This window comes from Kribbella sancticallisti (genome assembly GCF_039530625.1).
GTDB classification, from domain to species: domain Bacteria; phylum Actinomycetota; class Actinomycetes; order Propionibacteriales; family Kribbellaceae; genus Kribbella; species Kribbella sancticallisti.
Genome location: NZ_BAAAOS010000063.1, coordinates 95,541 through 117,191 on the forward strand (window position 1 = coordinate 95,541; position 21,651 = coordinate 117,191).

The 21,651-nt window shown below is 68.3% G+C and carries 16 protein-coding genes; 7 read left to right on the forward strand and 9 right to left on the reverse strand.

Annotation, left to right across the window (positions count from 1 at the left end; genetic code table 11):
- The first annotated feature begins 110 nt into the window (after positions 1–110).
- Positions 111–1,910, forward strand: a complete 1,800-nt coding sequence (locus ABD255_RS39060) for a hypothetical protein (RefSeq protein ID WP_344221858.1) — start codon at positions 111–113, stop codon at positions 1,908–1,910.
- Positions 1,907–3,130, forward strand: a complete 1,224-nt coding sequence (locus ABD255_RS39065) for an acyltransferase family protein (RefSeq protein WP_344221859.1) — start codon at positions 1,907–1,909, stop codon at positions 3,128–3,130. Before ABD255_RS39060 ends, ABD255_RS39065 begins: the two co-directional genes overlap by 4 nt.
- Here ABD255_RS39065 and ABD255_RS39070 read toward each other — a convergent pair.
- Both ABD255_RS39070 and ABD255_RS39075 read right to left on the reverse strand, forming a co-directional pair.
- A complete protein-coding gene (locus ABD255_RS39070; protein ID WP_344221860.1) occupies positions 3,019–7,092 on the reverse strand; it encodes an alpha-(1->3)-arabinofuranosyltransferase in 4,074 nt (1,357 codons plus the stop codon). The two genes, ABD255_RS39065 and ABD255_RS39070, sit on opposite strands and share 112 nt — an antisense overlap.
- A complete protein-coding gene (locus ABD255_RS39075; RefSeq protein WP_344221862.1) occupies positions 7,089–7,823 on the reverse strand; it encodes a class I SAM-dependent methyltransferase in 735 nt (244 codons plus the stop codon). Before ABD255_RS39075 ends, ABD255_RS39070 begins: the two co-directional genes overlap by 4 nt.
- 150 nt (positions 7,824–7,973) lie before the next feature.
- Here ABD255_RS39075 and ABD255_RS39080 point away from each other — a divergent pair, with 150 nt between their 5' ends.
- Complete coding sequence (locus ABD255_RS39080; protein WP_344221863.1) at positions 7,974–9,131, forward strand: glycosyltransferase family 4 protein; 1,158 nt, start codon at positions 7,974–7,976, stop codon at positions 9,129–9,131.
- 26 nt (positions 9,132–9,157) lie between these two features.
- On the opposite strand, the gene ABD255_RS39085 is transcribed toward ABD255_RS39080, so the two are convergent.
- Entirely contained in the window at positions 9,158–9,322 is a 165-nt protein-coding gene (locus tag ABD255_RS39085) for a DUF2613 family protein (RefSeq protein WP_344221864.1), read from the reverse strand.
- Between the two features lie 57 nt (positions 9,323–9,379).
- Positions 9,380–11,074, reverse strand: coding sequence for an MmpA family trehalose lipid delivery protein (locus ABD255_RS39090; protein WP_344221865.1), 1,695 nt, complete (start codon positions 11,072–11,074; stop codon positions 9,380–9,382).
- Between the two features lie 72 nt (positions 11,075–11,146).
- On the opposite strand from ABD255_RS39090, the gene ABD255_RS39095 reads away from it, so the two are divergent.
- Positions 11,147–12,409, forward strand: coding sequence for a lipopolysaccharide biosynthesis protein (locus tag ABD255_RS39095; RefSeq protein WP_344221866.1), 1,263 nt, complete (start codon positions 11,147–11,149; stop codon positions 12,407–12,409).
- 3 nt (positions 12,410–12,412) lie between these two features.
- Here the strand turns inward: ABD255_RS39095 and ABD255_RS39100 are convergent, their stop codons facing one another.
- Genes ABD255_RS39100 through ABD255_RS39110 form a run of 3 tightly spaced genes read right to left on the reverse strand, consistent with a single transcriptional unit; the run spans position 12,413 to position 16,097 of the window.
- A complete protein-coding gene (locus tag ABD255_RS39100) occupies positions 12,413–13,387 on the reverse strand; it encodes an ABC transporter permease (RefSeq protein WP_344221867.1) in 975 nt (324 codons plus the stop codon).
- A 5-nt stretch (positions 13,388–13,392) separates the two neighbouring features.
- On the reverse strand, positions 13,393–14,331 hold the full coding sequence (locus tag ABD255_RS39105) for a carbohydrate ABC transporter permease (protein ID WP_344221868.1): 939 nt from the start codon (positions 14,329–14,331) through the stop codon (positions 13,393–13,395).
- 5 nt (positions 14,332–14,336) lie between these two features.
- Complete coding sequence (locus ABD255_RS39110) at positions 14,337–16,097, reverse strand: extracellular solute-binding protein (RefSeq protein WP_344221869.1); 1,761 nt, start codon at positions 16,095–16,097, stop codon at positions 14,337–14,339.
- Between the two features lie 211 nt (positions 16,098–16,308).
- Between ABD255_RS39110 and ABD255_RS39115 the strand changes: the two genes are divergently transcribed.
- Positions 16,309–16,782 carry an NUDIX hydrolase gene (locus ABD255_RS39115; protein ID WP_344221870.1) on the forward strand — a complete coding sequence of 158 codons (474 nt, stop codon included), beginning with the start codon at positions 16,309–16,311 and terminating at the stop codon, positions 16,780–16,782.
- 52 nt (positions 16,783–16,834) lie between these two features.
- Here ABD255_RS39115 and polA read toward each other — a convergent pair whose 3' ends face one another.
- Positions 16,835–19,549: a DNA polymerase I gene (gene polA, locus ABD255_RS39120; RefSeq protein ID WP_344221950.1), complete on the reverse strand. Its 2,715-nt coding sequence runs from the start codon at positions 19,547–19,549 to the stop codon at positions 16,835–16,837.
- A 96-nt stretch (positions 19,550–19,645) separates the two neighbouring features.
- Between polA and ABD255_RS39125 the strand changes: the two genes are divergently transcribed.
- Positions 19,646–20,074, forward strand: a complete 429-nt coding sequence (locus ABD255_RS39125; protein WP_344221871.1) for a hotdog fold thioesterase — start codon at positions 19,646–19,648, stop codon at positions 20,072–20,074.
- On the opposite strand, the gene ABD255_RS39130 is transcribed toward ABD255_RS39125, so the two are convergent.
- On the reverse strand, positions 20,037–20,705 hold the full coding sequence (locus tag ABD255_RS39130; RefSeq protein ID WP_344221873.1) for a GNAT family N-acetyltransferase: 669 nt from the start codon (positions 20,703–20,705) through the stop codon (positions 20,037–20,039). The two genes, ABD255_RS39125 and ABD255_RS39130, sit on opposite strands and share 38 nt — an antisense overlap.
- A gap of 163 nt (positions 20,706–20,868) precedes the next feature.
- On the opposite strand from ABD255_RS39130, the gene ABD255_RS39135 reads away from it, so the two are divergent.
- Complete coding sequence (locus ABD255_RS39135; RefSeq protein WP_344221874.1) at positions 20,869–21,609, forward strand: DUF554 domain-containing protein; 741 nt, start codon at positions 20,869–20,871, stop codon at positions 21,607–21,609.
- Positions 21,610–21,651: the final 42 nt, after the last annotated feature.

A 21,651-nucleotide genomic window follows, 5' to 3' on the forward strand; every position in this document is an offset into this window, starting at 1 on the left:
ACAACCCCTCCCGGTCTGTCCGCGGGACGCTACCAGCGAGTAGGGAGCTTGAACAGACACTGACGGCGACAAAATGGCGCAGTGGCCGAACTGACATATAGTCCGGCGACATGACCGGGATCTGGGGGGCGCCCAACCGACTTCGCGCGGCGCCCGACGACCGCGTACTGCGGGTCGTCGTGCTGGCCGTCGCGGCCGTGCAGTCGGTCGTTCTCGGGCTGCTCGCGCGGCGCGGTTCCTGGCTGAGCGACGACCTCGACTTCCTGGTCCAGGGCGATCGGGGCTTCGCGCCGAACGAGTTGCTGACCCCGTTGAACGATCACATCGCGCCGGGACTGCGCTTCGTCTACGCCGTGTTCGCGCAACTGGCACCGCTGAGCTACGACTTCACCGTCGGCTGGCGGGTCGTCATGCAGGCGCTGGCGATCGCCCTGATGGGCTTCCTGCTGCTCCGGCTGCTGGGCTCGAGCTGGTGGGTGGTCACCGGCACCGCGCTCTATGCCCTGACCCCGCTGAGCATGCCGTCGTTCATGTCGCTGTCGAGTGCGGTGAACAATCTGCCCGCCCACGTCTTCGGCTTGTTGCTGCTGCACGCGACCCTCGACTGGTACTCCGGCCACCGCCGCCGAGCGGTTGCCTATGGCCCCCTTTCGGTGCTGATCTCGTTGGCCTGCTGGGAGAAGTCGGGTCTGGTCCTGATCACCGCGCTCGCCCTCGCGCTCTACCTGCGCAAGCTTCCGCTGCGCCCTTGGCTTCGCCAGAGCCGGCCGTTCGCGGCCGCTCTCGCGGTCCCGGTGATCGCCTTCGGCGTTGTGTACCTGACTCACGGCCGACCGACCGAGCGGGACTTTCCGAGCTTCGGCCAGCTGGTCGAACTGGCCGGCCACGCGGTCGCGGTACCGGTGGGAGCGCTGGTCGGTGGACCATGGCAGTGGAGTACGGTCGCGGTGCCGTTCGGGCTGGCGGACGCACCGGCCGGCGCGGTCGTCCTCGGTGCGGGGGTCGCGGTGTTCCTGCTGCTGGTGGCGTGGCGGATGGACCGGCGGGCGTTGTGGCTGTGGGGCTCGGTCATCGTCTATGTGCTGGTCACCCTGATCCTGGTCTCGTACGCGCGGTTCGAGGTGTTCGGAGCGGTCTTCGTCCTGCACTACCACTACTGGTCCGACCTCTCGATCGCCTTGACGCTGGCCGTGGTCCTGTCGGCCCGCTCCGCTCGTCCCCGTGTCAGTCTCGCCCGGCTGGCACCGGCCGTGGCCGGAGCTTGCCTGGTCGCCTGGATCGTCGGCATCGTCGTATCGGACGTGGGATTCGCCAAGCTGTGGGGCAAGAACCCAGCCGGTCCGTACTTCGCCACGGTGACTGGCGAACTCGAGGCCGCCGGGCCGACGGTGAACCTGTGGGACGTCACCATGCCGGGCCAGATCTCGACCACGCTGGCCACTGACAACCGCCTGTCCCCCGTACTCCGCATGGCCGGGATCCCCTTTGAGCTGCAGGGCCCAGGAAGTGCGCCGCGGTTCGTGGACGACAGCGGCCGGCTCCGACCGGCGGAGCTGGTCACCTGGTCGACAGCCACTCCACCGCCCAACTGCGGGTTGACCCTGCGGGGAGTCGCCTCGGCGACCCTGCCGCTCAAGTCGTCACTGTCGGACGAGGCCCGCTGGTTCGCCAAGATCGGCTATGTGTCGAGCACGGAGACCCGGTTGCGGGTCGAACTGGTCGACGCCGACGGCCGGTCCGCCCCGATGCCCGAACCAGCCGCAGCCTGGCCGGCCGCCGCTCTCGGCACGATGTACTACGGTCCGTCTGACCTGATTCGGGCCACCTCGGTCCGGGTGAGCACCACCGACCCGTCGGCGACCGTCTGCCTCGGTGGAATCGACATCGGCCTCCCGGGGGTGACTGGATGAGACGCACGAGATTCCCGGCGCTGGACGGCCTGCGCGCGATCGGCGCACTGGCCATCGTGACCACGCACGTCGGTTTCCAGAGCGGCGACGCGCTGAACGGCCCGTTCGCCGGCGTGCTGTCCCGGCTGGACATCGGCGTCGCCATCTTCTTCGCGATCTCGGGGTTCCTGCTGTACCGGCCGCACGTCGTCGCCTGGTTCGAGGAGACCGAGCCGCCGCGGGTGTTGCCGTACCTGCGCAACCGGGCCTTGCGGATCCTGCCCGCGCTCTGGGTCGCGGTAGTGCTTGCCGCTTTGCTGGTCCCGAACGACCGGGCCGTCTCCTGGGTGTCATACCTGCGGCACGCCACTTTCACCCAGATCTACGTCGATTCACCGCCGGCCCATGGTCTGACGCAGCTGTGGAGTCTGTCGACCGAGGTGACGTTCTACCTGCTGCTGCCATTGCTGGCCAAGCTGCTCACCAGCTATGAGCGGCCCACTCGTCGTGCGGTGCGGTGGCGGCTCGCAGTACTGGTCGGGCTCGCTGTTCTGGGACCGGTGTGGATGGCGGGCATTTCGGCGACCGGGAATCCGCTGGCCGGGCTCTGGCTGCCCGGGTACATCGGCTGGTTCGCCGTTGGCATGGGGTTCGCGCTCTGGCAGGTGGCTCGCAGCAGTGGGCGGCTCGGTCCGTCCGTGCTCGACAGCCTGACCAAGATCCCCGGCACGGTCTGGGGTGTCGGGATCGCGCTGTTCCTGATCGCCGCCACCCCGCTCGCCGGGCCGTTCAACCTGAGTGCGCCGAGCCCGGGCCAGGCCTTCGTGAAGAGCCTGCTCCATACCGTGATCGCGGCCTGTGTGGTGTTCCCGGCGATCACGCCGACGGCGCGGATCAGCGCAGTACTGGGTGGGAAGGTGGGGCACGTCGCCGGCGACATCTCCTACGGCACGTTCGTGTATCACCTGATCGTGTTGAGCCTGGTCCATCAGGGCCTCGGCCTGGAGTTGTTCGAGGGGCACTTCGCGGTCCTGTTCTGGCCGACTGTCGTCCTCACCACAGCAGTGGCTACCGCGAGCTACTACTTGCTGGAACGGCCCGTGATGCGGCGGGGACGACGCGACAAGAACTACGACGTCTCCCCTGTCGGCTTGGACAGCAGGGCCAGCGCACAGCCGAACAAGACCGACGCCTGGACCACCCCGGAGGTCAGGCCCGCTCCTCCGTCCGGCCAGGGCTGAGCCGCCGCCACCAGGGTTCCCAGCAGGACAGCTCCGGTGACGATCGCGATCAACACGATCCTGCGACCGTCAAGGAACCAAGCGAGTCCTGCGGCTAGCACAGCCGCGCCCAGGCCCGTCCAGCCCGACATGAAGGCGCCGGCCGCGACTGCCACTGCAGTGACCGCCCAGAAAGGCAGCCGGGGCGCCTCTTTCAGCCGGTGCCTGAACTTCCTGGTCTGCCAGCGGGAGAAGACCGCCAGCGCGATCACACTCGCGAACGCCACCAAGCCACCGAGTAGACCGGCCCGATAGTCCTGATCCGGCGTGAAAGAGGCGATGACCACCTGCTCCGGCCCGGCCGGGAGCAACCAGCCCTGCTGCCAGCCGCCGACCCGGATCGGCACCAACTTCTGACCGCTGCTGTCGTAGGCCTCCCAGCCCACGTTGAAGTTCTGCGCGACCGTGAGCACCGACTTCTCGACCGTCTGCCCGACCTCCATCGTCATCCGGGTCGGCTCCGGTCGCCAGACCTCGATCCGCTTCAACGGTGTGACGGCCGCCGCGGCGAAGGCCTTCCTGGTCAGCTTCAGCTCGACCGGCACGAAGTTTGGGCTGGCCAGGACGTCAATCGAGTGCCGACCGGCCTGCAACGGGACTGCCTCGCCCTTGCAGGTGGTGAAGCTGACCGGGCGCCGTTGCAGGACGTCCTTGATGGTCGCCGTCAGCCGGGTGGCGACCGGTACGCCGTCGACCCGGATCGACGGGCCGAAACCGCACTCCGATCCAGTCGCCCCCGCCGGGTTCAGCGCCTTGCGAACGTCGTCGGCGCCCAGGATGCGAAGGTCGGTGACGCCGACCGGCAGGCGCCGGGTGAGTCCGGTGGCCGAGTCCACGTCGATCACGTCGGCGATCGACGCGAAGGTCAGTTCGATCGACCGCACCAGCTTGACCGGGCCGGGGAACGTCACGAACCCGTCCGAGGTGATCGAGCGCCGGATCGGCGCGCCGCCGTCCAGCCGGACCGAAACCACGGTCGGCCGGGAGGCCGCCAGGTACTGGTCGCTGAGGAACTGCAGGCCCTGCACTGTCCTTGCCTGCGGCAACTTCAGGGTCAGGGTGGGGTTCAGGTCGTCCGGCGCCGCGATCCAGCCGGTGCCGAGATCACGATCGACCGCGGCACCCGGGCGTCCCTCGGGCGCCGTGACCGCGCGCGAGGACGCCGTGGCGGTGACGGCGCCCGGAAGCTCCAGCAGCCGTTCCAGCGCGACGCCGTCCTTCGGCAGGGCGGTCCCCCGCACCTGGTACTCCGCGGCGCCGGGCAACTGGACGCTGCGCAGCAGACCGGCGGCTTCTTCGGAGTCCCTCGCGAAGCCGGCTCGGCACAGCGGCCGGGCCGCGGCATGCAGGCAGGCTGACCGCCCGATCTGCTGGTTGCGGAACACCAGCGCGTCCGGCTGCCGATCCGGTCCAGACGGCACCACCAGCCGGCTGACCGGGGTCAACCCGGGCAGCGACAGCTCGGCGATCGAGACGCCGTTGGGATTCTTCCCGTCCGTCACGCCGACGGTGATCCGCAGCCGCTGGGTGTTCCCGGCCGGGGTGGGAATGCGCTGTGGCTGGTCCGAGTCCTGCACCGCGGCCGTCAGGGACCCGGCGTCGGTCTCCACCTTCAACGTCCGGATCGGTTCCGTCGTCGGAGCGGCCAGGGAGAACTGGACCTTCAGGTCCTCCACCGACCGCGGGTCGGCGAACCTCAGCTCGAGCCATTCCCCACTGCTCCGGCCGAAGGATCCTGACACCCAGCGCGTCGACGGATCACCGTCGACCGCCGCGGCCGGCCCGTTGCCCGGTCCCAGCCGGAGTGTCGCGTTCGCGTCGGCCGCCGAGCTGGATGCCCGGACGTCGACGACTCCGCCCGCCCAGGCCCTCGTAGTACTGACTGCGTTGGGATCGACCGCGTAGTCGAGGGCTCGTCGTCCCTGTCTGCCCGGGTCGGTCGCGGTCAGGACAGGCGAGACGTTGTCGGCGGCCCTGCCCACGGTCACTTCCCGGCGCTGCATGCCGTCTGTCTGGACCAGCGGGAGCGGCCCGAGCCCAGCGGCATCCGTGCTCGTCACTGCCTCGCGATCGCCGCCCAGCGCGGTGAGAACCGCCGGTACGTCCTCCGGAGCTCCCCGAACCTCTACCAGCTGCGACTGCGGAACCAGTCGCGCTGGGCTGACCTCGCCGACGTCGAAGATCTCGACGCTCGGGTAGGGCAATCGGGTCCGCTCGTCCAACGTCACTCCGGGCTGCTCGATGGAGCTACCCGTCGGCGGACCGAAGTGCGCGACACGTTTGATGCCGGAGTCGTCCAGGCTCTCGTGGACCGCCAGAGTGGGGTTCACCTGGGCGTCGTTGCGCAGGTCGTTCCGTACGACGACGTACTTGACCCCTGCTCGGGCCAACGCCTGCTGCAGGGTTTCGCCGCCCACGCCCGAGCCCAGTCGCCGCTCGACCTCGTCCAGCCAGCGGGTAGCACCGGCCGAGCCCAGCGGTACTGCGTCCCGCACGGCCATCGGGCGCTTCAGCAGGGCCTGGAACGGCTCGTCCTTGGTGGAGCCCCAGGTGAAGTCCCCGAACGAAGCAGCCGGTACTACGAGCACGCTGCCGCTGGTCGGCTGACTGTCCAGCCAGGTGGCCGCTTCCTTCCAATGTCCGGGCATTGCCTCATAGCCCTCGGGCCTCGGCATCTGCCCGAAGAGCGCAGGCGTGGCCACCGAGAGGATCAGGCAGGCCGCCACGACCGGCACGATCCGGCGGTGAACGCCACGGGCCAGGCTCCAACTGGTCAAGCGGGTCAAGGCGTGTGCCCCGGCCAGGGCGAGCGGCAGTCGCACCACCAACTCGAACTTGTGAGTGTTCCGCAGAGCGGCGAGCGGACCGTCCAGGAGATCCTGCAGCTGCGGAGCCAGCGGCGAACCGGCTGCTCCCGCGTGGCCCAGGGTCACCAGCAACAGGCCGACGACCACGGAGAGCTGGAGGAAGCCGCGGTGCTTCAGCGTGCCCATCGCGAGACCCACCAGGCCCAGCAAGGCGATCGCCGCGGTCGTGAGGATCAGCGTCGACTGGGTGACGTACAGCCAGCCAGCGGGCCAGGTGGGTCCGTCACCGGTCGACAGGAAGTTCAGCCACTGCGAGGTGCCACGGAAGGCCTCGAAGACGCTGGCCGTACGGGTGGTCACGGAAGCGTTCTCGATCCAGTCGAGGAACGGCGGGCTGTAGCGCCCCAACATCCCCAGCGGCACCAGCCACCAGAACGAGACAGCGATGACACAGCCGAGCCAACCGACCGCGACCTTCACCGTCGTCCGGTCCAGCCGCCGGGTGACGAGCCACAGGGCCGGCAGCACCAAGGTGGCGCCGGTCGCGACAGCGTTCACTCCCCCGACCAGGCCGAACGCCACGGCCGACCAGCCGATCCGCCACCAGCCTGAACGCGCCCCGGGAATCACCAGCGGCAGGAGTACCCAGGGAGCCATCGCTAGCGGCCACACCTCGATCGAGGTGATCGCCACCTCGCCCAGCATCCGTGGGCTCAGCGCGTAGAACAGGGCGACCGTGAACCGGGCCCAGGGAGCGCCGTAGCCGAGAGCGCCACAGAGCTTCCAGACACCGAGGAAGGCCACGCACATGACCAGCGACCACCACAGCCGCTGGGTGACCCAATCGGGCACGGACAGGGTGTCGAGGAACCAGTGGAACGGACCCATCGGCAGCAGGTAGCCGTACGCCTGGTTCTGCAACTGGCCGAACGCACCCTGCGGATCCCACAGATGCAGGGACCGGGCGAGGAAGCCGGCAGGTCCCGCGGTGAGGTCGAGCTTGGTGTCCGGCACGATCTTGCCGGGCGCTTGGTGGAATGCCAGGGCGATCAGGACGAGGCAGCCGAGGACCAGCCGAGCTCGCCAGATCACCTTCTCTTTGCTGACCGGCTTCATCGACGCCGGAGCACCAGGACGAGGTTCCAGGTCGCGAACTCCCGTACCCCAGGCACAGCCAGTACGCCGTACGCCCAGCGCGGGTGGTAGCGCGGCAGGGCGGCGACCAGTTCCGCGTCGGTGCATGCCCGGGCCCAACGCAGTCCGCCGGCCACGGTGATCGGGAAGAGCGATTCGCCGAACTTGTTCTTCGGCGGTTTGCCCTGCAGCCGCTCGTACCGACGGGCGGCCCGGTGTCCGCCCAGGTAGTGCCAGGGCGCCGTCTCGTGTCCGCCGTGCGGGCCCCACCAACCCGTGTACGACAAGAAGATCGTGCCGCCCGGCCGAGTGACCCGGACCATCTCGTCGGCCATCAGCCAGGGGTCGGGCACGTGCTCGAGCACGTTCGAGGAGAAGCAGATGTCGACCTTGCCATCGCCCACCGGCAAGGCCATGCCGCTGCCGAGGACGGTGCCCGGCACGGGTTCGCCGCGACCGCTGAGTTCGCCGAGATCGGAGTCGATCGCGTAGTAGGTCGCACCCGCGGCGCGGAACGCGTCGGCGAAGTATCCGGGGCCGCCGCCCACGTCGAGCATGGTCGCGCCGCGCAGATCGGCGTACGCCGACAACTGGCCGGCCGAGTCGGCCGCCAGCGTTCCGTAGAAGAGATCGGGGTCGGTCTGCTCGACGCCGAACGCCTTGAACAACCGCACGGCGCGGCCGAGGTCGGCCGTCCAGGCAGCGGTGGTCATGGAGCTCGGAATCGCTTCGGACACAGGCGGACCCTAACTGATTTCCCGAGGTCTGGCGGACATCGTTACTCCCTGGTAACCTCGCCGACTTATCCGCGGGGGCGGTCAAAGGGCGTGAGGCGCCCTCTAGTGGAGGGTGGGGCAGCTGCTGTGCGCGAGCAGACTGTGCTGTTGCTGAACTGGCGGGACACGACGAACCCGGAGGGCGGCGGATCCGAACGCTACGTGGAGGAGGTCGCAAGAGGCCTTGCGGCGATGGGCTGGTCCGTCACCGTGCTCTGCGCCGCCTACCCCGGCAGTCCCCGAGAGGCCCGGCGCGACGACGTCCGCTACGTCTACCGCGGCTCCAAGGTGACGGTGTACCTCCGCGGCCTGCTGCACACCTTGCTGCACCGTCCCGACCACGTGATCGACGTGCAGAACGGGCTCCCATTCTTTACCCGCCTCGTACGTCGTACCGGGGTTGTCGTGCTCGTTCACCACGTCCACCAGGAGCAATGGCAGGTGGTCTACCCGGGCTGGAAGGGACGGCTCGGGTGGTGGCTGGAGTCCCGAGTGGCTCCCTGGCTGTACCGCGACTGCCGGTACGTCACGGTGTCGTCGGCCTCGCGGGACGAACTCCTCGCGCTCGGCGTGGATGCGGCGCGGGTCGACGTCGTGCACAACGGCACCGACCCGGCCCCGCCCCGGCAGCTGCCGCAGGCCGCTGAGCCCACTGTCGTCTGTGTCGGACGGATCGTGCCGCACAAGCAGATCGAGCACGCGGTCGATGCCGTCGCGGCAGCGAGGACGACGCTGCCGAACGCACGACTGGTCGTCGTCGGCTCCGGCTGGTGGGAGGACTCGCTGCGCGAGTACGTCGCCGAGCGGGGCCTGGAGGACGCCGTGGAGTTCCGCGGCCACGTCAGCGAGGCGGACAAGCACGCGGCGTACGACGAGGCCTGGGTGCTGGCGCTGCCCAGCCTCAAGGAGGGCTGGGGACTGGTCGTCGGCGAGGCGGCAGGGCACGGCGTACCGACCGTCGCCTATCGCAGTGCCGGTGGACCGACCGAGTCCGTCCAGCACGACGCCACCGGCCTGCTGGTCGACACCGAGGCCGAGTACCACGCCGCGGTCGCCGCGCTGCTGGAGGAGAAGGAACTTCGCCGCCGGTTGTCAGCCCAGGCGCTGGCCACGGCCGGGAACTTCACCTGGTCGGCGACCGTCCGCGGTTTCGACCGCGTTCTCATCGGTCAGGTAGCAGCAGACGGTCAGGTTGGAGCAGACGGTCAGATGGCAGCAGAAGGGCCGGCCAGCGTCGGACGCTGACCGGCCTCTGCGGAGCTGACCGGCGGTTACTTGTCGCCGTAGTTGACGATCGGCACGTCCGCCTGGCCCTGGCTGGCGCCGGGCGGCGGCGCCGGATCTTCCTTCACCGTCTGGACGACCCCGACGACGGCACCCGTAGCGACGGCCATGCCGGCGAATACAGCGATCGCAGCAGTGAGCAGTGTTCCCATGAAGCGTGTCCCCTCCTAGACAGGAAACCGGATAGTAACAACCGGCCAGTAACTTCGCTAGAGGCTGGAACGAGCGGGCCTCAATCTCGCGATCGCTCCCCCCGCGGCGGCCAGCAGCACGGCTCCGGCCGCCGCCCAGGCCGCCAGCACCAGCACGACCGCCCAGGGCCGATCGCCTTGTTCCGCGGGCGTCCCCTCCAGCCGGTAGATGATGACACTCGAACCGCTGAACTCCTCGGTCACCTGCGGGATCAGCTCGCGCGGCGACGGCCCACCGGCCTCACGGTCGACCACCAGCCACCCGACGCCCTGCTGCAACAGCGTCGGCGTCGGATCGGCACCTGTCCGTACTGCGTCGCGCAGCGCCGTCGCGATCGCGGTGGCCCGGGGATCCTCGCCTGCCAACCGGTGCCCGCCGACGATCAGCTCGTCCGGCACGATCGACGGCTGGGAGAAGTACCGCGGCATCGGATCGAGCACAGGGCGCCGGGCATTCCAAGCAGGCGCTCGATAGGACTCGAACGGCCACGGGATGAACTCCCCCGGGCGATTGTCCGCGGCGAGCACCTGCCGCGCGAGCACCCACTCGGCCGGGTACTGCGAAACCTTGAGCCCACCGCCGGCGGCCAACCCCGGCAGCGCCACGATCGGTACCAGCGCCGCGGTCGCCCCCACCACGCATTTCACCGGTACTACGCGCAGCAGCGCGGCCACGGCGGCTCCGAAACCAATAGCCTCCAGCAGAACCAACGGCCCGAGGTAGCGCTGCCCATCCCGGAACAACCCGGCACCCGGTACCTCCCCGACCGCCCAGGCGATGGCATCCGGAGCCACAGCGCCGACCATGCCTAGGCAAACCGCCACTACCGCGGCCACCACCAGAGCCAGCCCCAGCCGATCGCGCCGGCACCAGATGACTACTCCAACCACGGAGAGCAGGAGCAGGCCAAAGCCGAGCAGAAGGGGGATCAGGTCGCCGCGACTGGTTGGAACCACGTCCACGTTCCACACCCCGCCCAGCGTGAGCAGAGTGGGCAGCACTCCCCCATAGCCTTCATCCCGCGCTGCGAACGCAGGAACTGCCGCAGGATCGGACGTGGCGGCCGCAGTACGGGCTAGGCCGGCTACCAGCCAGGGCGCGTTCAGGAGTGCCGCGCCGCCTAGAGGCCACACGCGTCCGCGACCCGGCCAGAGCAGGATCAAGGCAGCCACAAGTAGGCCCGTGACTCCACCCGAAGCGGTCAGGGCGCAGCCCGCCGAGGCCAAGAGGAAGCCGGCCCAGCCCTCCCCACGACGCAATCTCAGGGCGGCACGGACCAGCCACGGCAGGGCGGCGTACCCGAGCAGCAGGGCCCAGGCACCGAGCCGGAAACGCTCGGCGACGAACGGGTTCCAGACGTAGAGCGTGACCGCGGCGGCGCCTGCCAGCGGTCCACCCAGGCGCAACTCCCGCCAGAGTGCGGTCATCCCCAGTCCGCTGAGAAGCGGGATGGCCACCAGGACGAGCTTGTTCAGCAACTCCCCGCCGGTGACCTCATCCAGTAGCGCGACGATGACGTCCGACGGGACGGCGCGCGGCAAGGCGGTTGTGACACCGAACAGATTAAGCCGTAGCGTGAGGTCCGGCACGAACACCAGGTCGTAGTCGACCACGAATCCGGGAGCGAGCAGCGGCGCGGTGATCAGCACGGTGAGCAGTACCGGCCAGGCCCACGGCAGCAGCCGCGCCAGCCGGCTGGATCCCCCCTCCACGCCCTCCTCCTCCCAGTACTGTGCCAGCAACCTATCTGTCTTCTCCCGAACCGCCAGCAGAACAGAAGCCGCATGACGTCTGATACGACTCCCGAGCAGCAACCCGCCGCGCCGAAGGTGAGCTTCCTGCGCAGCGCGACGGCAGTGGCTGTCGGCATGGCCATCATGAACGTCGCGGCCTACGGTTTCACCTTGTTTGCGGTCCACAAGCTAGTGCCGGAGCAGTTCAGCGCCGTGATCGCTCTGCTCGGCCTGCTGCTGATCGGCAACGTGGTACCGCTGGGCCTGCAGGCCTCCGGCGCCCGCCGGATCGCCACCCACACCGGCCCGGGTCAGGCGGCGCTGGCGGACTCGTTGCTGAAGGCGGGACGCCGCGCCGCCCTCGGTATCGGCGCCGTGACCGTGGTCGCCACCCCGCTGCTGGTCTGGCTGCTGCACATCGACTCGGTGGTCGCGGTTCTCCTCATCGCGCCGACCCTGGCCGGGCTGACAGTGATGGGGTCGCAACTGGGCGTGCTCCAGGGTGGCCAGAGCTGGACCGAACTCGCTGCCATGTACACCGCGGTCGGTGTCGGGCGGTTCTTCTTCGGCGCCGGGGCCCTGATGATCCACCCGAGCCTGACGTCGGCCATGGTCGGCATCGCCATAGGCGCCGCGGTACCGCCGCTACTGGGAAGCTTCCTGCTGCGCGGCTCCACCGGCGGTACGCCCGAGCAGGTCAAGGAGAGCCTGCGAGAGACCGTGCACGGCACGCACACCCTGCTCGCGTTCTTCGCCATCGCCAACGCCGACGTGCTCCTGGCGCGCTCGCTGCTCGACGGCCAGGACAGCGGGTACTACGCGGCCGGCGTGATCGTGGCGAAGGCGTGCCTGTTCCTGCCGCAGTTCGTCATCGTGATCGTCTTCCCCTCGCTGGCGAACGCCCCCGGCGACACCCTGCGACTCCGCCGGGCCATCCAGGCTGTCGCCGCGCTCGGCGTCTGCTGCGTACTCGGCGCGCTCCTGCTCCCCGACCTGGTGGTGACCGTGGCCGGCGGCAAGGAGAAGTACGCCGCGCTCGGCTCGTACGCGTGGATGTTCGCCCTGGCCGGCTCCGCGTACGCCGTACTGCAACTGGTCGTGTACGCCGCGATCGCCCAGCAGGAGAAGCGGGCGGCGCTGCTCATCTGGATCGGCCTGATCACCCTGGCCGTTGCCGCGGTGATCGTCCTCGGCACCGACATCGCCACCGGGATGGCCGCAGTCAAGGTACTCGTCGGCATGACCGCCGCCTGTGCTCTGGCACTGTCGGCCGCCCTTGCGGCTGGTCTCCACAAACAGGCGGCCGACAGCTGAGTCTCACCAGAGACTGGACTTGGCGAACTTGCGGGCGATCGAGTTGGCCAGGACCAGCAGCATCAGCCCGACCAGCGAACGGAACAGCCCGATCGCGGCCGCGTAGCTGAACTGCGGGACCTGGGAGGCGAAGCCGAGCTTGTAGACGTAGGTGTCGAGCACCTCGGAGGTCTGCAGGTTCAGCGTGTTCTGCAGCAGCAGGACCTTCTCGAAGCCGACCGACATGATCGAGCCGATGTTCAGGATCAGCAGGATCACGGCGACCGGGCGGATGGCGGGCAGATCGATGTGCCAGACCCGGCGCAACCTGGACGCACCGTCCACGATCGCCGCCTCGTGCAACTCGGGCGAGACGCTGGTCAGCGCGGCGAGGTAGATGATCGCCGAGAAGCCCATCGTCTGCCACGCACCGGACCAGACGTAGAGATGGCGGAAGTAGTCCGGGTTGCTCAGCACATCGATCGGACCGATCCCGAACAGCCCCAGGAACTGGTTGAAGACACCGCTGTTCGGGTCGACGATCACCACGATCAGGCCGACCACCACCACGGTCGAGATGAAGTGCGGCGCGTAGGTGATCAGCTGGACCGACCGGCGGTACCAGCGGCGGCGGGCCATGTTCAGCCCGAGCGCCAGCACGATCGGCAGCCAGAAGGTGGCGAGCAGTTCGTAGACGTGCAGGATCAGCGTGTTCTTGATCAGCCGCCAGAACTGGTACGACTCGACGAACCGCTCGAAGTGCTTGAACCCGACCCACTGACTGCCGAGGATCCCGTCCACCACGTTGTAGTCCTTGAACGCGATGATCGCGCCGTACATCGGCCAGTAGGCGAAGATCGCCAGCCAGACCAGCGGGATCGCGAGCATCGCGTAGAGCTGCCAGTGGCGCCGCATCCGGCCGCCGAGCCCGAGCCCCTGCTGCTTCGGCCGGGCGCCCGCGCCGGCCACCGTACGTCGTACCAGAGTGTCCGTGGCCATGGGAGTCAGCCCTTCAACGAGCCGACCATGGCCCCCTTGACGAAGTGCTTCTGCACGAAGGGGTAGATCAGCAGGGGTGGGATGGTGGCGATCACGATCAGCGAGAACTTCAGTTGCTCCTGCAACTCCTTCATCCGGATCAGCTCGGCGGTGTCGCGGACCTGGGACGGGTCGAAGTTGTTCTGGATCAGGATCTGGCGGAGCACCATCTGCAGCGGGAAGAGATGCTCGTTGGTCAGGTAGATCAGCGCGTTGAACCAGGAGTTCCACTGAGCCACCGCGTAGAAGAGCAGGTTCACCGCGATGATCGGTTTGCTCAACGGCAGCACGATCCGCCAGAAGAAGCCGAAGTCGGTGCAGCCGTCGACCTTGGCGGCCTCCACCAGTTCCTCGGGGATGGTGGACTGGAAGTAGGTCCGGGTGATGATCATGTTCCAGACCGCCAGCGCGGCCGGCAGGATGATCGCCCAGCGAGTGTTCAGCAGGCCGACCCGATCGATCACCAGGTACGTCGGGATCAGGCCGCCGTTGAACATCATCGTGAACACGAACAGGGCCATGATCAGCCCCTTGCCCGGTAATCCCTTCCTGGACAGGGGATACGCCGCGAGCAGGGTCAGGACGGTGGCCAGCAGTGCGCCACCACCTGCGTAGATGACCGAGTTGCTGAACCCGCTGACGATCGAGTCGTAGTCGAAGACGGCCTTGAACGCCTCGGTGCTGAAGCCCACCGGCCACAGCCAGACCTCACCGGACACGACGTTCTTCGGATCGCTCAGCGACGCGCTCGCCACGTAGACCAGCGGATACAGCACGGCCAGCGTGAACAGCCCGAGAGCGGTGTAGTTGCAGATCATCACGATCCGGTCGGACCGGGTCTCCTTGACCGGAGCCGGTGCACCGGGAGCGGTGCCCGGTGGCGCGGTTGACGTTGCGGTCGACATACCCGTCACCCCTGGTAGGTCTCGTAGGCGGCCTGTTGGATGTCCAGATACGGAGCCAGCCCGATCTTGCGGATCCGCCCGGTGTAGTCGCGCCACTGGCCGTCGTCGTTCGGGTCGAGCTTGCCCGTCACGAACTTGGCCAGCGAACTGGTCACCTCGCCTTTGAGGTTCAGGCCGATCTCCGCGTCCTGCGCCGCCTGGTCGGCCTCGAGGGTGACCGGCGGGAACTGCCGCTCCATCGGCTGCTTGTGCGCGAAGAGTTGGTCCCTGGTCTGCTCGTACAGCGGCGACTCGAAGGTGGGCTTGCGGGGATTCACCCGCTCGCCGAGCCGGAAGTCCCCGGACCGGTACATCACGCCGTACTGGTCCCAGGTCTTGCCCTTGGTGGAGTCGGAGTTCCAGGTGGAGTCGAATCCATACAGGGACTGCTTGCCGTTGATGCCCTTGTCACCCTTGGCCGACCAGCGGAAGTCCGGGCCGGCGTACGAGCGCAGTACGACTTCGAGGTCGAGCTGGAAGTCGGCCCAGCGGACCAGCAGGTCGGGCCGCTTGCACTTGCGGGTGATGACGAGAGTGGACACCTCGACGCCGACCTTGAGGTAGTCCCACGCGGCGAACTGGACACCGCCAGGGCCTTTGAGTGGCGCCATCGTCTCGTACTGGTGCCAGCGCGCGTTCGGATCCTCCTGGTCGATCGTCAGGAACGAGCCCCAGTAGTAGGCCCGCGCGCCGCCGAGGATCGGGCCACCCGGACTGTTGCCGTAGCGCTTCATCTGGTCTTCGGTGGCGGTGAAGATGTCCTTGGCCAGCAGGCCGTCGGCGTACAGGCCGTGCAGGTACTTCAGCGCCTCGCGCCACTCGTCCTGGACGTAGGTCGCCTCGACCTTGCCGTCGGTGACCACCAGCCAGGGGTCGCCGGGGTTGTAGAGGAAGGCGTTCATGAAGTACGTGTCCAGCGGCGCGTCCTTGTAGCCGCCGAACGGGATGGTCTTGCCCCGGCCGCCGAGATCCGCCTTCTTGAACGCCGTCAGAACCTCGCGGAACTCGTCCGTCGTCGTCGGCGTCGCCAGCCCGACCTTGCGGAGCCACTCGGAGTTCAGCAGGGTCCGGCCGTTCGAGGCGCGGCAGTGGTAGCAGTCGTTGATGTCGGGGAAGCTGTAGATGCCCTTGTCCGGCGACACCATCAGCTTGCGCGCCTGGGGATAGTCCTGCATCGCTTCCTGCAGGTTCGGCGCGTACTTGTCCAGGTACGGCGTCAGGTCGACGAAGAGGTTCTGCGCGCCGTACAGGTAGAGCTGGGAGCGGGTGAAACTGATCCCGAGGAAGGCGTCCGGGATGTCGCCGGCCGCCATCATCGCGTTGACCTTCGTCATCGTCTCGGGATCGTCACCGGTGCCGGCCACCTGGCGGAACTGGATCCTGATCCCGGTCTGCTGCTCCATCCAGCGGGTGAACTCGTTCTTGGACCAGTCCCCGACGGTCAGGTTCTGCGGCACGACCACGGTGAAAGTGACCGGCTCGTTGACGATCGCGGTCTGCCGGCGCGCCACCGGGCCGATATATCCGGGTGGGTAGTTGATGCCGGTCTTCGGTGGCGCGAGCTGGACAGACGGCGCGTTGAGGGTCTCGGCCGACGCCTCGGCCGTGGCCTCGCCGGAACTGCACCCACTCAGGAGTCCGCTACCTCCCGCTGTCGCGGCGATCCCGAGCGCTCCGGCGACGAACGACCGCCGCTTCAGCTCGGCTGGTCTCAGGTCTTCATGCATCCCGCCTCCTGATGCAAACGATGAGATATCCGATAGGATCTCGGATCCTTGATTCGGCAGAATGGCACAGGACGTTTCTCTACGGAAGGGCGAACGGCGAGGGAACGATTGCTGACCGAGATCGGCCGATCACCGTCCGGCGCTTTCGGGAAAGCGCTTGCTGTCTTGCGTTGCCGACAGCGGTTTCTTGCGCGGTGGCTAGGGTTGCCGCATGCCGACTCCGAAGTTCATCCTCGACCTGCGTGAGAAGGTCGGCCACGACCTGCTCTGGCTCACCGGCATCACCGGCGTCGTCCTGAACGACGAGGAACAAGTCCTGCTCGTACGCCGGGCCGACAACGGCCGCTGGTCCCTCCCCGCCGGGATTCTGGAGCCCGGCGAGCAGCCCGCGATCGCGCTACTCCGGGAGATCCAGGAGGAGACCGCCGTCGGGGCCGAGATCGTCCGCCTGGTCAGCATCGAAGCCCTCCCACCCGGCGCCTACCCCAACGGCGACCGGGTCCAGTTCCTCGACCTCTGCTTCCGCTGCCGCCACCTCACCGGCACCGCCCGCGTCAACGACGACGAGTCACTGGAAGTCGCGTGGTTCCCGCTGACGGACTTGCCGGCAGACCTCGCTCCCCGCGAACTCGACTGCATCTCGAACGCCCAGAATCCCACCGACCAACCGCTGTTCACCCGCTGACGTAGTCAGCCAGACACCCGAGGCATCTGGCTGACTACGTGAGGAGCTGGGTTCAGTGGGCGGCTTCGTGCCAGGTGCGGCCTACGCCTACTGAGACGTCGAGGGGGACGGCCATCTCGACGGCGTTGCCCATGTCGCGGCGGACCAGTTCCTCGAGTGGCTCACGCTCGCCCGGGGCGATCTCGAAGACCAGTTCGTCGTGGACCTGGAGCAGCATCCGTGACTTCAGGCCGGAGGAGCGCAGCGAGGCGTCCACCTTGAGCATCGCCATCTTGATCACGTCCGCGGCCGAACCCTGGATCGGGGCGTTCAGCGCCATCCGCTCGGCCATCTCGCGCCGCTGCCGGTTGTCACTGGTCAGGTCGGGCAGGTACCGCCGGCGGCCGAGGATCGTCTCGGTGTAGCCGCTCTTGCCGGCCTCCAGCACGATGCTGCGCAGGTAGTCGCGGACGCCGCCGAAGCGCTCGAAGTACTCGTCCATCAAGCCCTTCGCCTCGTCCACGCCGATCTTCAGCTGCTGGCTCAGCCCGTACGCCGACAGGCCGTACGCCAGGCCGTAGTTCATCGCCTTGATCTTGGCGCGCATCTCCTGCGTCACCTCGCCGGGCTGCACCGAGAAGACCCGCGCGGCCGTCACCGAGTGGAAGTCCTCGCCGGAGTTGAACGCGCTGATCAGGCCCTCGTCCTCGGACACGTGCGCCATGATCCGCATCTCGATCTGGCTGTAGTCCGCCGACATCAACGCCTCGAACCCGTCGCCGACGACGAACGCCTCGCGGATCCGGCGGCCCTCCTCGGTCCGGATCGGGATGTTCTGCAGGTTCGGGTCGGTCGAGCTGAGCCGCCCGGTGGCCGCGATCGTCTGGTTGAAGGTGGTGTGGATCCGGGCGTCCTTCGGGCTGATCGTCTTCAGCAGTCCCTCGACCGTCTGCCGCAGCCGGGTCGCGTCGCGGTGCGCCAACAGGTACGCCAGGAACGGGTGCTCGGTCTTCTCGAACAGGGACTGCAGCGAGTCCGCGTCGGTCGTGTACCCGGTCTTGGTGCGCTTGGTCTTCGGCATCTGCAGCTCGTCGAAGAGCACCACCTGCAACTGCTTCGGCGAGCCGAGGTTGATCTCCTTGCCGATCACCTCGTACGCCGAGGTGGCCGCGTCCCGCACTCCGGTCGCGAAGCGCTCCTCGAGCTCTTCCAGGTACGCCCGGTCGACGGCGATCCCGTCCCGCTCGATCGCCGCGATCACGTCGATCAGCGGCAGTTCGACCTCGGCCAGCAGCGTCGTACCGGCTTGTTTCTCCAGCTCGGCGTCCAGCGTGTCGGCCAGGTCGGCGATCGCGCGGGCGCGCAGCATCGTCGCGTCCGCGGCCGGACCGCCCTCGATGTCGTCGAAACTGAGCTGGCCGTTGTCGGCCTCCTCGGTCCGCAGCTCACGCTTCAGGTAGCGCACGGTGAGGTCGGCCAGGTCGTACGACCGCTGGTCCGGGCGGACCAGGTACGCACTCAGCTGGGTGTCGGAGGTGAGCCCGCCGAGCGACCAGCCGCGCTCGAGGAAACCGAGCAGCGGACCCTTCGCGTCGTGCAGCGCCTTCGGCTGCTCCGGGTCGGCCAGCCAGGCCTGCCAGGCCGCGTCGTCGTCCGGGGTCAACGCGGCCGGGTCGAACCACGCGGCCGCACCCGTCGACGTCGCCAGCGCGAGGCCGGTGATCTCGCCCGTCCCACGCCCCCAACTGCCCTGTACTGCGACGCCGGTGCGCGCGCCGGTCGACACGTGCTCCTTGATCCAGGCGGCGACCTCACCGGGCTTCAGCTGGCTGCCCTGAAGGTCGAAGCCCTCCTCGATCGTCTCCTCGACCTGCTCGTGCTCGGCGACCAGCCGCTCGCGCAGGACGCGGAACTCCAGGCTGTCGAACAGCGTGTGCACCTTGTCCCGGTCCCAAGGGTGCCGGACCAGGTCGTCGACGGACACGTCCAGCGTCAGGTCGCGGACCAACTCGTTGATCTGCCGGTTCCGGATCACGTCGGACAGGTGTTCGCGCAGCGACTCGCCGGCCTTGCCCTTGATCTCGTTCACCCGGTCGATCACGTCGTTCAGCGAACCGAACTGGTTCAGCCATTTCGCCGCGGTCTTGTCACCGACGCCCGGAACCCCGGGCAGGTTGTCGCTCTTCTCCCCCACCAGCGCCGCCAGGTCGGGATACAGGCGAGGCGGGATGCCGTACTTCGCCTCGACCGCCGCCGGGTCCATCCGGGCGATCTCGGACACGCCACGCTTGGGGTAGAGCACGGTGACGTTGTCGTTGACCAACTGGAACGCGTCCCGGTCGCCGGAGCTGATCAGCACCTCGAAGCCCTGCTCGTCGGCCTGCGTCGCCAGCGTGGCGATGATGTCGTCGGCCTCCCACCCGTCGATCTCGGTGGTCGGGATCCGCAGTGCCTCCAGCACCTCCTTGACCAGCGAGACCTGCCCCTTGAACTCGTCCGGCGACTTCGACCGGCCGGCCTTGTACTCCGTGTACTGCTCGGAGCGGAAGGTCTTGCGGGACACGTCGAAGGCCACGCAGATGTGGGTCGGCTGCTCGTCGCGGAGCATGTTGATCAGCATCGAGGTGAACCCGTACACCGCGTTGGTGTGCTGACCCGTGGTGGTGGAGAAGTTCTCCACCGGCAGCGCGTAGAACGCCCGGTAGGCGAGCGAGTGCCCGTCCAGCAGCAGGATCCGCGGCCGGGCGGTGCTACCACCGTCTGTCACCGTGCCCGGGTCCTTGGTCATCGTCGAGGAGTCTGTTTCAGGAGCCACGTACCGACTCTAGTGGGTCCCGCCGACAGTTCTGGCACCCCCGCGCACAGGCTCACGTAGCCTTCTGCCATGAGTGATGAGAAGACCGCCGCCGAGCTGCCGCCGGGGATGTCGACCGAGAACACGCTGCTGGAGTTGATGGGCATCGTCGTCACCGAGGCAGCGCCGGAGCGGGTGGTCGCCACGATGCCGGTGAAGGGCAACGTCCAGCCCTACGGGCTGTTGCACGGTGGCGCGTCCTGCGTGCTGGCGGAGAGCCTCGGCTCCATCGGTTCGGCGTTGCACGCCGCCGCCTACGGCAAGGTCGCGGTCGGCGTGGACATCAACGCCACCCACCACCGGGCCGTCCGCGAAGGCGTCGTCACCGGCGTGGCCACGCCGATCTACCTGGGCCGCACGACCACGTCGTACGAGATCGTCATCACCGACGAGCGGGACAAGCGGGTCTGCACCGCGCGGATCACGTGCCAGTTGATTCAGGCGCCGCCGGGAGCCTGAGCTCCCCGTACTGCGGGTCGTCGTGCCGCAGTTCGTCATGCTGCAGGTCTTCGGGCAGCGGAGAGCGGGCCAGTTGGGCCCGGCGGGCGATCACCGAACGCCGGGACGACAGCAGAGCCAGCAGATTCGGCGCGTGCTCAGCCGCCAGCCGGCGTCGTACGGTGTGGGTGCTCGCGAACCGCACCACGCCTGCCTGGCCGAGTCCCAACCGCGCAAGGAACCTGTTCGCCTCGCGCGCGACCGGCGGGGCGAGGACGGCCAGATGCGGGCAGTTCTCGTGCTCGGCCCAGGCCGCTGCCTCGGCGATCAGTGCCTTGCCCAGTCCGTGCCGTCGGGCGTGATCACTGACGTGCAGATACTCCACCGTCACGGTGACCTCGTCGTGCAGCGGGCTGATCGGCGCCTGCCGCAGATAGGCCATCCCGCCAAGCCTGCCGTCGATCTCCCCCACGATCAGGCGACCGCACCGGTCGTCCTGATGCCCGGCCACGGAAGCGCGAGCCGACTCCACGGACGGCGCGGCCAGCAACCGGGACTGATGCCCGGCACCCACGGCCATGTCGCGCCACAGCGTCACCAATGCGTCGGCGTCGTCGGGACGGGCGTCGCGCACCTCGATGGCTGGTGCCACGTCGGCCCTCCTAGATTCTGATCCACCCCCGAGGTGAACAGAACGAGCGGATACGCTCATCCCCCGCGCAACAGTAGGGCTTGAAGGGTCCGTTGCAAAGCGACGACCCGCCCACTTCACCACAGTCCTACCGGTCGTCACGGCCGGCGATCGGAGACCTGGTTTGATCATCGGAATCGGAACCGTCGTGAACGTCGCGACGGTGCTCGCGGGGTCGGTACTCGGGGTACTCATCGGACACCGTCTGAGTCACCGGACCCGCGACCTGGTTACCGACGCGCTCGGCCTGGTGACACTGCTGATCGCGATCACCTCGGCACTGACGGTGGGCGACGCCGTCCTGTCCGGCGCGGTCGGCGACAGCGCCCCGGTGCTGATCGTGCTCGGCGCGATGCTGATCGGCGGCATCACCGGCTCGCTGCTGCGGTTCGAGCAGCGGCTGGAGGGCCTCGGCGCCTGGATGCAGCACCGGTTCAGCCGCGGCGACAACGAGAGCACCTTCGTGGAGGGGTTCGTCAGCGCGTCGATGGTGTTCTGCGTCGGCCCGCTGACGTTCCTGGGCGCGCTGTCGGACGGGCTCGGCCGGGGCGCGGACCAACTCTTCCTCAAGTCGGTCCTGGACGGCTTCGCCTCGATCGCCTTCGCCGCGTCACTGGGCTGGGGCGTGGCGGCGTCGGCGCTCGTAGTACTGGTTGTGCAGGGTCTGATGACGGCTGTCGGGGCACTGCTCGGCGACGTACTGCCCGAGGCGCACGTGACCGCTCTGGGGGCCACTGGCGGCCTGCTGCTGATCGGCGTGGCCCTCCGGCTGCTCAAGATCAAGCAGATCGCCGTCGCCGACCTGCTGCCCGCCCTGATCGTGGCCCCCCTGCTGGTCCAGCTGCTCGTTGTCATCCGCAACTGACCGGTTGCCGACAGCAAGAAGCCCGGTCCAGCTGGACCGGGC

Bases quoted from the DNA above. Each gene is read 5' to 3' on its own strand.
- ABD255_RS39060 (WP_344221858.1), top strand. From the start codon at position 111: ATGACCGGGATCTGGGGGGCGCCCAACCGACTTCGCGCGGCGCCCGAC.
- ABD255_RS39065 (WP_344221859.1), top strand. From the start codon at position 1,907: ATGAGACGCACGAGATTCCCGGCGCTGGACGGCCTGCGCGCGATCGGC.
- ABD255_RS39070 (WP_344221860.1), bottom strand. From the start codon at position 7,092: ATGAAGCCGGTCAGCAAAGAGAAGGTGATCTGGCGAGCTCGGCTGGTC.
- ABD255_RS39075 (WP_344221862.1), bottom strand. From the start codon at position 7,823: ATGACCACCGCTGCCTGGACGGCCGACCTCGGCCGCGCCGTGCGGTTG.
- ABD255_RS39085 (WP_344221864.1), bottom strand. From the start codon at position 9,322: ATGGGAACACTGCTCACTGCTGCGATCGCTGTATTCGCCGGCATGGCC.
- ABD255_RS39095 (WP_344221866.1), top strand. From the start codon at position 11,147: ATGACGTCTGATACGACTCCCGAGCAGCAACCCGCCGCGCCGAAGGTG.
- ABD255_RS39100 (WP_344221867.1), bottom strand. From the start codon at position 13,387: ATGGCCACGGACACTCTGGTACGACGTACGGTGGCCGGCGCGGGCGCC.
- ABD255_RS39105 (WP_344221868.1), bottom strand. From the start codon at position 14,331: ATGTCGACCGCAACGTCAACCGCGCCACCGGGCACCGCTCCCGGTGCA.
- ABD255_RS39110 (WP_344221869.1), bottom strand. From the start codon at position 16,097: ATGCATGAAGACCTGAGACCAGCCGAGCTGAAGCGGCGGTCGTTCGTC.
- ABD255_RS39115 (WP_344221870.1), top strand. From the start codon at position 16,309: ATGCCGACTCCGAAGTTCATCCTCGACCTGCGTGAGAAGGTCGGCCAC.
- polA (WP_344221950.1), bottom strand. From the start codon at position 19,549: ATGACCAAGGACCCGGGCACGGTGACAGACGGTGGTAGCACCGCCCGG.
- ABD255_RS39125 (WP_344221871.1), top strand. From the start codon at position 19,646: ATGAGTGATGAGAAGACCGCCGCCGAGCTGCCGCCGGGGATGTCGACC.